The sequence below is a fragment of the Alistipes sp. Marseille-P2263 genome, from assembly GCF_018101075.1.
In the GTDB taxonomy this organism is placed as follows: Bacteria; Bacteroidota; Bacteroidia; order Bacteroidales; family Rikenellaceae; genus Alistipes; species Alistipes dispar.
Map to the genome: position 1 here is coordinate 20,504 of NZ_JAGQEJ010000012.1, position 12,418 is coordinate 32,921.

A 12,418-nucleotide genomic window follows, 5' to 3' on the forward strand; every position below is an offset into this window, starting at 1 on the left:
GCAGTTGTTGCTAGGCCCGCGAAATGACGTCGATGGACTGGTAGGTCGAGAAGACGACGGTCAGACCCTCGGCATTGTGCCGGCGGGCGTGTTGCAGTTGCTTGACGATGGAGGGGACGTCGGTCGAGGCCGGAAGTGCCAGGTCGATGACACTCGTCGTGTCGTTGTCCTTCTTTTCGGTCTGTTTCGAGACCTGCGGGTCGGAGCAGATGCAGACAGCCGTCATCGGCTCCTGGGCCTGTTGCAGCCACGACCGGAGGGTTTGTCCCAAAAGCGCAATCGAGGGCACGAGGAACAGCACCAGACCGCGGCCTCCGGTTTCGTTCTCGGCGATTCGCAGCGAGGTGAAGGTTTTGCCTGTGCCGCAGGCCATGATGAGCTTGCCGCGCGTATGGGCGGGTTGGCCGGTGGCTTCGTCGATCTTGAAATAGGCGTGGGCCTGGTCGATGGCCTCCTGCTGGTGCTCCCGTATGGCAAAGGGTTTGGACCGGGAGGCCACGCCGAAGAGGCCTTGTTCGAGGCTGCTCCAATCGACGTCGTCGTTTTCGAGGTCGATAAGGTTCAGTCGCGTTACCGGAGGATTCTGATTGCGGATCGTCTGCTCGGCCGTGGAGTTCCATTTGTTCGTCGTTGAGATCCACAGCCGCTGTGCGAATCCCGTCATGCCGAATTCGGTTTCGAAGCGCTTGCCCGAGGTGGCGAGGAATGTATCTACGTCGGGTTTGTTGATGAAGGTATCCGCCGCATAACATTTGCATTGAATGGCCCAATATTCGCCCTCGACGGTGCGGGCCACAAGGTCGATGCCGGTGTCCTTGCCGCCGAACTGGTCGTGGAAGGGGAATTCCATCCAAAGCCATACTTCCTCGAGACGGTTGGCATATAATGAAGTGGTTTTCAAATAGCCCTGCATAAGTCGCTCAAAACGAAATCCTTTGTCTCTTTGAGATAATGATTCTTTACGGAATTTTCGTAGAATGTCGGCGAAAGTCATCATAATGGAGTTTGTTTATGCTACTACTTGTTTACAAATATACGAAGAAACCATGGGGCCACACGAAAAAAGAGGAAAGATTTACTTTCCTCTTAATTTTTTTGCTTTTTCATCCAATTGTTCGGTCTCCTGTCCCTTTAATCTTATTTGTTCGTCGAGAGCTATTCTCTGCTGAATAGTTCGTTCGTATTGTTCGACATTCTTTTTCATCTGGCGGATTTTGTCGTCGTCCCTGTTCCATTCGAAAATATCCTCCAATTCTGCGATCCGCTCGGAGGAGGCTTCTCCTTTCATCCTGATGTATCGGTATTTCAGTTCGGCGTCGCACATGTTGCCGATGCGGTCGTGCAGCCGATGGATATGTACGCCGCAGCAAACGACGGCGAGCGAGAGCCCGAACATGCAGAGCGTCGATTTCGAGGATTTGAAGTCGATGGTGTGGATATGCCGCTGCGGCGAAGGCAGAGCGGCACGGGCCGCCTCGGCACCGCATCTTTCGCGCTCCTGCCCGAGTTTCTTTTCCAGTGCCGAAATCCGATCCGTCAGTTCCATGCGGGCCCGTTCGACGTTCATGTGTGTGTGCCGCGCCATTTCCAGCAGCCGGTCGAGCCGATTATCCGGTTCAGTCGGTATCGAAGACACCGGCGGGGCCGGCGGGTTGCGGTCGTCCAGCCTGCGGGCGAGCGCGGCGATCTGCTTTTTCAGCTCTTCGAAGAGCTCGATGACGGTGGTTGTCTCCATAGGTAATGAAATTTAAAGTCGTTGGCGTCTTTTCTTTTTGCGCAGTCGCTCCTGACGGCGCCGTTCTTCGTCCGTATCGTAGGCCGGTTGCAGAAGATCCTCGAGCAGGTGACTGAACGATGCAGCCGGATTGCTTGCGGGGCCGCGTTCATTTGCGGAGAGAGCCTGTCGGCGGTTCAGACTCAGCGCATGGTCGATTTTGGAGAAACTGAACTGCCGGTCGATTTTCGAACCGTTGAACGGGTAGCCGTTCCTGGCGAAGACGACGCCTTGCGGGTCGGAAGTTCCGCCGCGCATCCGGAACTCGGTGGCGATCCCTTCGCGCCGCAGCGCTGCCGTCAACTCCGGCCAGTCGTGGCAGCGGGGTACGGCGTCACGCAGCGTGTGGAAAATCTCGTATTTCGTCTTGTCCGGTTCGCGCAGGCGGTGCTCCTTGACATTCTCTTTGCCCGATGCGAAGTGGAGCCCGTGCCGGACGGTCAGCTCCTTGCAGAGGCACTCCGAACGGTAACGGTCGTTACGGTCGGAGACGGTACGGCCGTCGTTGTCCACGCGGTTGAAGAGGATATGCAGGTGGGGATGCTCGCGGTCGCGGTGGCGGGCGATGATGAACTGCGTGTTTCGGATGCCCATGCCGGAGAGATACTCCGCGGCGATTCCGACCATCCGCCGGTTGTCGAGCCGTGCGGCGTCCCGTGCTGAAAAGGCGAGGACGATGTGGCCGACGGGCCTCGAAAGGCGCGGATTCATCGCCGCGCGCCGCGCGCGCCGTCCGTGCGTATTCGGCCCAGGTGAGACCTGTTGTCCGTGTCTTGTCGCGCTGGGCGAGAACTGTTTGAGGTAGCGCACAGCCGTTCGTACTTGTCGGCTGTGCGCTGCGTGATGCGCACGCCCACCTCGCCCTGCCACCGCTTCGCGTAGTCGGTAAGGCTCGCGATGAGCATCATCGTGTTGCAGATCGGGTTCAGGTAGCGCTGCTTGATCTGCGTCGCATTGGCCGCATAGTCCTCGGCCAGCAGTTTGGTGCGGATGTCGAGTATCTGCATGCGGAACTCGTCGAACATCTCATTGATTTTCAGCGCGAGGCGGCTCGTGCCCATCATGCGCTCCTTTTTCTGGTTCCTCCGTTCGGGCTTGCCCTCGCAATGGGAATAGAACTCCTGCCGCAGACCGCCCGTGGTGACGCGGGCGCCAGCCCGTTCTTTTTCGGTCTTCCTTTTCGCATCAGGAAAAGAATGGCAAATGTCTCTTGTCTCATGACGTTGAAATTTTGGGGGTTAACAAAACGTCCGCAAGAGAGATTTATTACGACTAAAACGCAGCGAAACAACGCATTGCAAACGCATTCGGGAGCAGGTCCCGTCGCGCGGCCCGATTTTTGGCTCCGCTCCCTTTCGTGCTCCCGCGAGTTTGCTGCGAAGTGCTTTCCGCTTCCGGTTCGGGGAATCAGCCGAAGTATTTGCAAAATTTTGATATACAGTAGATTTTCCTCTTTTTTGCGCCGGACGGACAACAAAAAAGGAGCCCTTCGAAAAGGCTCCTAAAGTGCGGATAAAGGGACTCGAACCCCCACGCCGTAAGGCATCAGATCCTAAGTCTGACGTGGCTACCAATTACACCATATCCGCATCATTTCCGCATGGGGTGCGTCGGGCGCATCCCCGCGGATGAGGCAAAGATAGGTAAAAATTCACAAAACACAATCCGGGCGGGGGATTATCCGGCTTTTTTTGTTTACATTTGTAGGTAATTTCGCCGACTTATGCCCCGACAGATAACCCTCGTCCTCACGCCGAAACAGGCTGCCGATCCGAAGTACTGCACGTCGCTCGCAGCGCGGCGCATGGGCATCCGGGAGACGGATGTGGCGCTGGTGCGCGTCGTGAAGCGGTCGATCGACGCCCGGCAGCGGCAGGTGAAGATGAACCTGACGCTCGAAGTCTATGTCGATCGGGAGCCGCAGCCCGGCCCCGTGCATTTCGACTATCCTTCGGTCGAGGGGCGGACGGAGGTCGTCGTCGTCGGATCGGGCCCCGCGGGGCTGTTCGCGGCCCTGCGGCTCATCGAACTGGGACTGCGGCCCGTGATTCTCGAACGGGGGCGCGATGTCTCGGCCCGCAAGCGCGACATCGCACGGATCAACCGCAACGGCCCCGTCGATCCCGACTCGAACTACGCTTTCGGCGAGGGCGGCGCGGGAACCTTTTCCGACGGCAAGCTCTTCACGCGCAGCAAGAAGCGCGGCGATTACAACAAGGCGTTGCAGACGCTCGTCTTTCACGGCGCCACGCCCGAAATCCTCTGCGAAGCCCATCCCCATATCGGCACCGACAAGCTGCCCTATATCATCCGCAATATCCGGCGGACGATCGCCGATGCGGGCGGGGTGTTCCGCTTCGACAGCCGCGTGACGGACCTCCTGCTGCACGACGGGCGGATCCGCGGCGTCCGCTGCGGCGACGAGCGGATCGAGGGAGCCGCCGTGGTGCTCGCTACGGGGCATTCGGCGCACGACGTGTACGAACTGCTGCACGCGCGCGGCGTGCGCATCGAGGCCAAGCCCTTTGCGATGGGCGTGCGCATCGAGCATCCGCAGGCGCTCATCGACTCGATCCAGTACCATTGCCGGACTCGTGGCGAGTACCTCCCGGCGGCTTCCTATTCGCTCGTGAGCCAGGAGAACGGGCGCGGCGTCTATTCGTTCTGCATGTGTCCGGGCGGGTTCATCGTGCCGGCGATGACCGATGCCGCGCAGTCGGTCGTGAACGGCATGTCGCCCAGCGGCCGCACGTCGCCCTTCGCCAATTCGGGGCTGGTGACCGAGGTGCGGCTCGCGGATTTCGAGTACCTGCGTCCCGAGTGGGGCGAACTGGCGGGGCTGAAGTTCCAGCAGCGGTTCGAGCAGGCGGCCCGGCGCGAGGGCGGGGAGCATCAGATCGCCCCTGCGCAGCGTGTGTCGGATTTCGTGGCGGGCCGGGCCAGCGGGTCGCTGCCCGCGACGTCGTACATTCCCGGCATCGTTCCCTCGCGGCTTGATCGGTGGATGCCGGAATTCATCGCGCGGGCATTGCGGCAGGGCATTTCGACCTTCGGACGGAGAATGCGTGGCTACCTCACGGACGAGGCGGTGGTCGTGGGCGTGGAGTCGCGCACCTCGACGCCCGTGCGCATCCCGCGCGATCCCGCGACGCTGATGCACCCCGCGGTCGGAGGGCTGTTTCCGGCCGGCGAAGGAGCCGGCTATGCCGGAGGAATCATCTCCGCGGCGCTCGACGGCGAACGGATCGCCGAGGCCGTGAAAAACTATATCGGATGAAGGAGAACGAACGGCGGCCGGAGGTCTCGGTGATTATTCCGGTCCACAATCTCGAACGGTATATCGACGCCTGCCTGGCTTCGGTCGAGGCGCAGACGTTCGGCGATTTCGAGGCGGTCGTGGTGGACGACGGCTCGACGGACGGTTCGTTGCGTCTCGTGCGCTCCCGTGCGGAGCGGGATGCGCGGATCGTCGTTGTCGCTACGCCCAACCGGGGAGTGGCGCGTGCCCGTGAAACCGGACTTGCGAAGGCCCGGGGACGCTATGTCTGCTTTCTCGACGGGGACGACCGCTGGGAGCCGGATATGCTGCGGGAACTGGTCGCGGCGATCGGCGGGTATGACATCGTCTGTTGCGATTTCAAGCGGGTGAGGGCCTCGTACGAGGCGCCCGTGCGGGAACGTCGCACGGAGGATCTCGAGGGATTCGGGTTCCTCGAGGCGACGTTGAGCCATGCGATTTCCGTCTGCCTTTGGGCGAAACTCTACCGCCGGGAACTGTTCGATGCCGAATTGCGGCATTATCCGTTGCCGCTCGGCGAGGATGAGCTCGTCAATGTGCAGATCGGCTTCCGGCAGCCGCAGGTCCGTTTCGTGGATTATGTGGGATACGACTATATCCAGCGGGCCGGTTCGGCGAACCGGCGCAGTGTCGATGTGGACTATTGCGTGCGTTTTGCCGAAGCGGTCGATTCCGAACTGGCCCGATGTCCGGGGCTTTCGGCTGAGCGGATCGGGTTTCTCCGGCTCGTGAGCCGTGTGCGGTGGTATCTGGTCTGCATCCGCAAGAGCCGCAATCCGTGGACCGGGAATTCGGATCATGCGCGGTGGATCCACCGGGCGGCGAAGGGGCGCGGAGCGGCGTTGCGCCGGTATTATTCCCGGGGCGATCTGCTCTTGTTGTGGCTGGACCGCCGCCGCCGGTTGCGTCCGGTGGCCGTATTGTGTGCTACGTTGCAGCGCTGGTGGGAGAGTTTGCAAAGGCGTTTGGTCCGTTGAATTTATTGATGCGGGAAATGAGTAGATATTTGCTGTTTGTCAATTTACCCTATGCTTATCCGATCCTTCGGCCTCTGCAGGCCGAGATACTCCGGAGAGGCGGGGAAGTTGCTTGGTTCGTTGAAAAAGAGTGCCCGGATGAGCTTCGTTCGGACGAGATTCGGCTTGGAACGGTGCATGAAGTGATTGATTTTAATCCGGTGGCCGTGTTTACTCCAGGTAATTATATCCCCCATTTCTTTCCCGGAGTAAAAGTCGCGTTGTTTCATGGTTATCCAATTAACAAGCGCAACGATCATCGGGACGATCATTTTACAATTCGGGGATGGTTCGATCTCTATTGTACGCAGGGACCGAGTAGTACGCTTGTGTTCGAGCAACTTGAACGCAAGTGCGGTTTTTTTCGGGTCTATGAAACCGGATGGCCTAAAGCAGACATTTATTTTTCTTCGGAAATGCAGGTAAATGCCCGGAATGTTCGGCCTACGGTTCTCTACTCTTCGACTTTCACGCGGTCGCTGACTTCGGCGCCATTGTTGGCCGAGGAGATCGAACGCCTGCTCGTTGCCCGGGATTGGAATTGGATTTTCATGTTTCATCCGAAACTGACAGACCCTGATATTTTGGACCGTTATAAACGAATTGCTACCGAATATCCGAATGCGACTTATGTGGGAAATACGTTCGATGTTACGGCTATGCACAAGGCTGACGTCATGCTATGCGACAGTTCGTCCATCATTCTGGAATTCATGTTCCTCGACAAGCCTGTCGTGACGTTCCGGAATTCGCACCCCGGACCGTATCTGATAGATGTTCGGAGGCCGGAAGAGGTCGGTCCGGCACTCGAACGGGCGCTGACCCGTCCCGACGAGTTGATGCGTGAAGTCCGGACCTATACGATGTTCCATGAGCCGCATCGGGATTGCCGCTGTTCCGCACGTGTCCTCGATGCCGTAGATGATTTTCTGGAACGGGGGCATGTCGGGCTGAAACGCAAGCCGCTCAATCTGATCCGCAAATGGAAAATGCGGCGGAAATATTATTTTAAATAAATTATTTAATTCTAAAAATATGAAAAAGATTTTACTTTTGCTAGGTTTATTGTTTACATGCTGTGTAAATAATGAGATGGATTTGATTTTGGATGATAGTAGTGATGTAATAACTCGATCTAGTGGGGATGGTAAATATGATTTGTTAGGATATGGATACGATATAACAGGGCAGTTCGGTGCATTGGCGCATAAAGCACGAGTAATAGATGTAGAAAACCTCATTCAAGATGATGCTTCTATTTTTGAGAAGAATATATATAGGGTTACGTCTTATGATTACACATCGGAATCGGATCTTTATGAATTAACCCGTGTGTTAGGAATTAAATCTTCATATTCGGAACCCGTAACAGCTAAAAATGATGAAATGAAATTCATGTTAGGTGGTAGTCAATTGGGCGAGAATGTTTCATATAGTTATACATCACTTTATTCTCAAACGTTTGCTACTTATTCGCATCTATTTGCAAAAGTAAGTTTAAATGCGGATTTGGCGCGACTAACCGAATATGTATCCTCTCAATTTTTGGAGGATGTAAATTCGATGAAACCAATGGATTTTATTTTGAAATATGGAACCCATGTATTAGCTAATGTTCATTTGGGAGGTGCGTTAAAAATGTTATATCAATCAAAAGCAACAGAAGCTAAATCGAAACAAATACATGAGGCCGGATTTAAATTTTCTGTTGCAAATATTTTCTCTTTTAATTTTGGATCTGATTATACAATTGAGAATGCCCGGAAAAATACGCAACAAAAAATGGTAGTGCGATCTGTAGGAGGAGAAGGTAGTATGGACTTTACTATTAGAATAGACCAGAATGGAGATGTGGATAAAACTATTTCAGCATCAGAATGGTTGAGATCTATTAATGAAAGTACGTCTGTTATGATTGGAGCCGATCGTGATAAGGTATATCCAATTTATGAGTTTGTTCCTATTGGTAAGCGAGACGTGATTAAACGTGCATACGAAGAGTATATCCAAAGCAAGGTTTTTGATATTGTCAATACTGCTATTCCGATTCCTGTTCGACAAGTGAATGGATTAGGAAATGATAATCAAGGAGGAGGAGTGGTGATAAAGGATATTGATAAAAATGGACAACCGGATCTCATTCTTATGGGTAATGATGATAATACTCCAAATAGATTTTGGTATTGGGTTATTTTTAACACCGATGCTGATGGAATGAATGGTCGGCAATCGCAAAGATTTTGGGTTCCTAAGACTGTTTCTGACGTGGACCGAGGCGCTGCAATTGCAATTGGAGATATTGATAAAAACGGGATGGATGATTTGGTCTTTATGGCTTTGGATGATAATAAGGGAACTTTGAGCTTTCGATATGTCATTGGGTGGGATCTAAATGTAGATGGTAGTTGCCGATATTTTTCTGATAAAGTTATTATTCCTACAAACATGGGGCGAAAAGCTGATGGTGCGGGCATTGCGCTTTATGATATTAACGATAATGGAATCTTAGATATGATATTAATGCAATATGATGCACCTTCTGGTGGACCAAATCAATTTAGGTATAAGATATATTATGATTTAAGTTCTGATGGAAAATCCTGGACTGGAACATCGGTAAATTATTATGTTCCTACTACTTTTGGTCGTACAGCTGATGGCGCAGGAGTTACGGTGGGGAATATTGATACGGATCCTCGACCTGATATTATATTAACTGCATATGATGATCCTGATGGAGCCAATAATTTTAGATATATGGTATTACATAATGTAGATAAATCCGGTAATCCTGTTTCCGTCACTCCTTATTTTACTTACAAAGGATGTGGAAATCATGGTGCTGGAGCGGATGGTCAATTATGCGATATAGATGGAAATGGTATTCCTGATTTGTTTTTTATGTGTATTGATGATGCGACTCCAAATAGCTTTCGATATATAATAGGGCATGATTTGAATTCGGACGGGGCGTTATCCTATATAAGGTAGTATATATTATTGTTCATTGAAATGAATCTAATTTATTCTCTTATTCTGGTTATGAATGTAAGATGGTAAGAATTGCAGCCTGCCCGGCGGGCGAGAGGTGGCGGTCGATTCCCGCGGGGCTCCAGGTGCGGTGTTTGCGGATGCTCTTCATGTAGCGTTGTTCGTTGGCCGGGCAGCCTTCCCGCGACGCCTTGTCGTGGTGGAGGTGGAAGACGATGCCGCTGAACTTCATGAGACGCTGGCGGATGCCGCTGTTTTCGAGGCGAAGTCCCAGCTCGGTGTCCTCGTATCCCCATCCTTCGAAGGTCTCGTCGTATCCGTTCACGCGCAGGGCGTCTTTGCGCCAGAGCGCCATGTTGCAACTGCGGGGCGTTCGGCTGGGAGCCAGCATCCGGTAGAGTACTGCGGCGATCGGGATGCGCAGGGCGTTGTTGCTGTTGCGGACGCCCCGGCTCAGAGCGGACAGCGACGTTATTTCGCCGCTGAGGACTTTCCGGGTCAGTGCTTCGGTGATGATTCCGCGCGACCCGGCGACATAGTGCCCCTCTTTGGCGAAGGCGATATGGTCCTGAATGAAGTTGCGTTGCAGGATCAGGTCGCCGTCGATCTGGATGAGGTAGTCGCACCGGCTGGCCGCGATGGCCTTGTTGCGGATGGCGGCGACGCGGAACCCGCGGTCCTCGTGCCAGATATGGCGGACGGGGACGGGTGAGATCCGTTCGAAATGTCGTACGACGTCGCGTGTCTCCATGCCCGACCCGTCGTCGGCGATCAGAATCTCGTCGGGCAGTACGCTCTGCTGCATCACGCTGTCGAGACACAGATAGAGGGCGCGGGGCCAGTTGTAGGTGGATATGATCAGCGATACTGTCATCGTGTGTGAATGGATTGGATCGGACGGCCGAAACGGTCTTTCCGTCCTGCAAAATCTTTGCCGGGACGCGGACTGTTCTGAGCGGCTTTCTCCGAAATCATTGCACAAAAATAACTATTAATTCTGGTTTTCTTAATTATAAATGCGATTTTCGGGGAATACTGCACCGAAGTACCGAAAGAATGTTTCAAAACGATGAATCCGGTTTGTATCTTGCTTATATACAATATGTTGAATGAAAACGCGAAGATGCTATATTAAAAAATATGAAAAAAATCCGAAAAAATTTTAATAAAAAACTTGCACGGTATCTTTTTCCGCCTTATCTTTGCAGCGAAGTTTTAAGGTTCATTTAGGTTAGTAGTTTTAGGTTGGTGAGGAAACTGTGGATGACGGACGTTCTGTCCCGATTCCGGGTTTCCTTTTTTTGTGTCTGTGCCGGAACCTTTTCGGACGGCTTCGGATTCCGGTTGCATTTCGTCGGACGGTTCCGGTCCGTATCCGGTTTTTCCGGCGATACGCCCGACGGTTGTATTATTTGATGCAATGCGCTGATTTGTATTGTATTATATCTTGCTGCCTTTCTCGTTTCCTGCCTTTTGCAGAGCTTTGTATGTTACCAAATTGTTAAATATATTTAATATATTCATAAATTATTTGCGTAATTCGAAAAAGGCCCTTATCTTTGCAGTGAAGTTTTAAGGTTCATTTAGGTTAGTAGTTTTAGGTTGGTTGAGGAAATCGGCAGGTTGTGATGCGTTCCGCATCACTAAGACTCGAGGGGCGGTACTCGTTCCGAAGGTCGAATACCTCCGATTAAACCTCGTTTTTGGAAGGGGGTGGTTCCCCTCCGAAAAAAGGTCTGAGTCGTGAGACTCGGGCCTTTTTCTTTTTTGCGGCGGTTTGTAGCGGGGCAGGGCGGGTCCGGCGGAACCGACCCGTCGTCCGGGACCTTTTCCGGATCCGTTTTCCGGGGAGTCGGGGTGTCCGTATCCTTTCCGCTCAGCGTTCATCCAGTTCTTCGCGGCTTACCGTGACCTCGACGGCGCCCAGCGCGTAGCAGCCGATGTCGTAGGGATTGTAGCAGAAAACGATGCCTTCGGGTGCGATACGGAAATTCTCCGTGGCGCCGATCTGTTCGGGGAAGAAGCCCTGTGCGGCCAGCTCCTCCTCGTTCCTCGCACCGTATTGCCGGCAGAGTTTGCGCAGGATCAGTTCGTCGAGACGCTCCGCCTGCTCCTCGGTGAAGAGATCGGCCGTCGTGATTTCATACCCCTTTGCGAGCGAGTAGGTGTGGTATTCGGTCTCGTAGATGCCGTGTGCGCCGCCCGTGTAGCTCGACCGCGTGATGACGTAGGTGAGCAGCGAATCCTGCACGCTGCCCTCCGCTTCGACCGATATTTCGTAGGACTGCGTCGGCCGGATGTCCGCCGTGTAGATCGTGTCGATCTCCCGGACGGCGGCGGCGATCGCCTCCCGTACCGACCCGGTCTGCTCCCCGGTCTGGAAGAAGTAGCGGATGTTGGCCTGCTCGACGGCTTGCAGCGCCGGGGATTCCGCGGCGTTCAGGATCGTGGCGAACCGGTATTCGATCCGGCATCCGGCGCCGCTGTCTCCGAGCAGCGTATCGACGCTCACGGTCCCGAATGCGGGGCGTACCGGGCGTCGGTTGCAGGAGACGGCCAGCAGGAGTGCGGCGGCAGACAGCAGGAGTGCTTTTTTCATGGCGGAAGGGTTAAAGGGGTTATGTCCGGATAAAGATAGTCAAAAAGCGTGTTTTGCGGCCCTTTCCGAAAAAAAATCACATATTTTGTCCGAAAATTTTGGAGATTCGAAAGAAGACCTTATCTTTGCACCACGAAACTCAAACGGTGGATTCATCTAAGGGTTAGGATACATGCCTCTCACGCATGACATAGGGGTTCGAATCCCCTATCCACTACGAAGTAAAACGGCCATACGGAAGTGTGGCCGTTTTACTTCGTGCCGTTTCGTCCCGGGGGACGGCTTTTTGCTTCGGAGGGGGCATCGGCTCCGGTGTCGCCGCACGTTCCGGTACGCTTCCGTCGGCATCCCGGAAATGCCTGCCGGACGGAGAAAACGGCAGCGGCCGCCTTCGCAGGAAGGCGGCCGCCGTGCTTTTGCCGGCAGGGGCGGGCTGCTATTTCTCGGTTTTCGCCTTGAATTTCTCCAACTGGCGTTTCAGGGCGTCGATCGCCTCGTCCACCGACTCCTCGAAGGCCTTGGACTGGTGGCAGGCCACCAGGTCCTCGCCCGGCATGTGCAGCGTGATGGTTGCGATCTTGTTTCCCTTTTCGTGGTCCTTATCGAGTTTCAGAATGACTTCGGCGCCCGTCGAGCGTTCCGCGAAGCGGTCCAGTTTCGTCATCTTGGCGTTCACGAATTCGACCAGCCGTTTGTCGGCGTCGAATTTCACGGATTGAATCTGTACGTTCATAGCCTTA

General features: G+C 54.2%; 11 protein-coding genes and 2 tRNA genes. 5 read left to right on the top strand and 8 right to left on the bottom strand.

Annotation, left to right across the window (positions count from 1 at the left end; translation table 11 throughout):
• Nucleotides 1-10 precede the first annotated feature (10 nt).
• From KB554_RS13430 to KB554_RS12620, 5 genes are all read right to left on the bottom strand, one after another.
• Nucleotides 11-913 carry a DEAD/DEAH box helicase family protein gene (locus KB554_RS13430; RefSeq protein WP_339328771.1) on the bottom strand — a complete coding sequence of 301 codons (903 nt, stop codon included), beginning with the start codon at nucleotides 911-913 and terminating at the stop codon, nucleotides 11-13.
• 162 nt (nucleotides 914-1,075) lie between these two features.
• A complete protein-coding gene (locus KB554_RS12605) occupies nucleotides 1,076-1,735 on the bottom strand; it encodes a hypothetical protein (protein WP_211036378.1) in 660 nt (219 codons plus the stop codon).
• Between the two features lie 12 nt (nucleotides 1,736-1,747).
• Entirely contained in the window at nucleotides 1,748-2,485 is a 738-nt protein-coding gene (locus KB554_RS12610) for a relaxase/mobilization nuclease domain-containing protein (protein ID WP_242116361.1), read from the bottom strand.
• On the bottom strand, nucleotides 2,482-2,838 hold the full coding sequence (locus KB554_RS13325; RefSeq protein WP_242116362.1) for a hypothetical protein: 357 nt from the start codon (nucleotides 2,836-2,838) through the stop codon (nucleotides 2,482-2,484). Before KB554_RS13325 ends, KB554_RS12610 begins: the two co-directional genes overlap by 4 nt.
• Before the next feature lie 443 nt (nucleotides 2,839-3,281).
• A tRNA-Leu gene (locus tag KB554_RS12620) sits at nucleotides 3,282-3,363 on the bottom strand.
• A 134-nt stretch (nucleotides 3,364-3,497) separates the two neighbouring features.
• Here KB554_RS12620 and KB554_RS12625 point away from each other — a divergent pair.
• Genes KB554_RS12625 through KB554_RS12640 form a run of 4 tightly spaced genes read left to right on the top strand, consistent with a single transcriptional unit; the run spans nucleotide 3,498 to nucleotide 9,079 of the window.
• Entirely contained in the window at nucleotides 3,498-5,051 is a 1,554-nt protein-coding gene (locus KB554_RS12625) for an FAD-dependent protein (protein WP_211036380.1), read from the top strand.
• Nucleotides 5,048-6,049 (top strand): glycosyltransferase, encoded by a 1,002-nt coding sequence (locus KB554_RS12630; RefSeq protein ID WP_211036382.1) that lies wholly within the window; start codon nucleotides 5,048-5,050, stop codon nucleotides 6,047-6,049. The genes KB554_RS12625 and KB554_RS12630 overlap by 4 nt, the downstream gene beginning before the upstream one ends.
• Nucleotides 5,953-7,104, top strand: a complete 1,152-nt coding sequence (locus KB554_RS12635) for a CDP-glycerol glycerophosphotransferase family protein (protein WP_242116364.1) — start codon at nucleotides 5,953-5,955, stop codon at nucleotides 7,102-7,104. The genes KB554_RS12630 and KB554_RS12635 overlap by 97 nt, the downstream gene beginning before the upstream one ends.
• Nucleotides 7,105-7,123: 19 nt before the next feature.
• Nucleotides 7,124-9,079 carry an MAC/perforin domain-containing protein gene (locus KB554_RS12640; RefSeq protein ID WP_211036384.1) on the top strand — a complete coding sequence of 652 codons (1,956 nt, stop codon included), beginning with the start codon at nucleotides 7,124-7,126 and terminating at the stop codon, nucleotides 9,077-9,079.
• Nucleotides 9,080-9,128: 49 nt separating this feature from the next.
• Here KB554_RS12640 and KB554_RS12645 read toward each other — a convergent pair whose 3' ends face one another.
• On the bottom strand, nucleotides 9,129-9,953 hold the full coding sequence (locus KB554_RS12645) for a glycosyltransferase family 2 protein (protein WP_211036386.1): 825 nt from the start codon (nucleotides 9,951-9,953) through the stop codon (nucleotides 9,129-9,131).
• A 1,002-nt stretch (nucleotides 9,954-10,955) separates the two neighbouring features.
• On the bottom strand, nucleotides 10,956-11,678 hold the full coding sequence (locus KB554_RS12650) for an RsiV family protein (protein ID WP_141428756.1): 723 nt from the start codon (nucleotides 11,676-11,678) through the stop codon (nucleotides 10,956-10,958).
• A gap of 145 nt (nucleotides 11,679-11,823) precedes the next feature.
• On the opposite strand from KB554_RS12650, the gene KB554_RS12655 reads away from it, so the two are divergent.
• Nucleotides 11,824-11,895: transfer RNA gene (locus tag KB554_RS12655), tRNA-Glu, on the top strand.
• A 219-nt stretch (nucleotides 11,896-12,114) separates the two neighbouring features.
• Here the strand turns inward: KB554_RS12655 and raiA are convergent.
• Nucleotides 12,115-12,411, bottom strand: coding sequence for a ribosome-associated translation inhibitor RaiA (raiA, locus tag KB554_RS12660; RefSeq protein WP_141428758.1), 297 nt, complete (start codon nucleotides 12,409-12,411; stop codon nucleotides 12,115-12,117).
• Nucleotides 12,412-12,418: the final 7 nt, after the last annotated feature.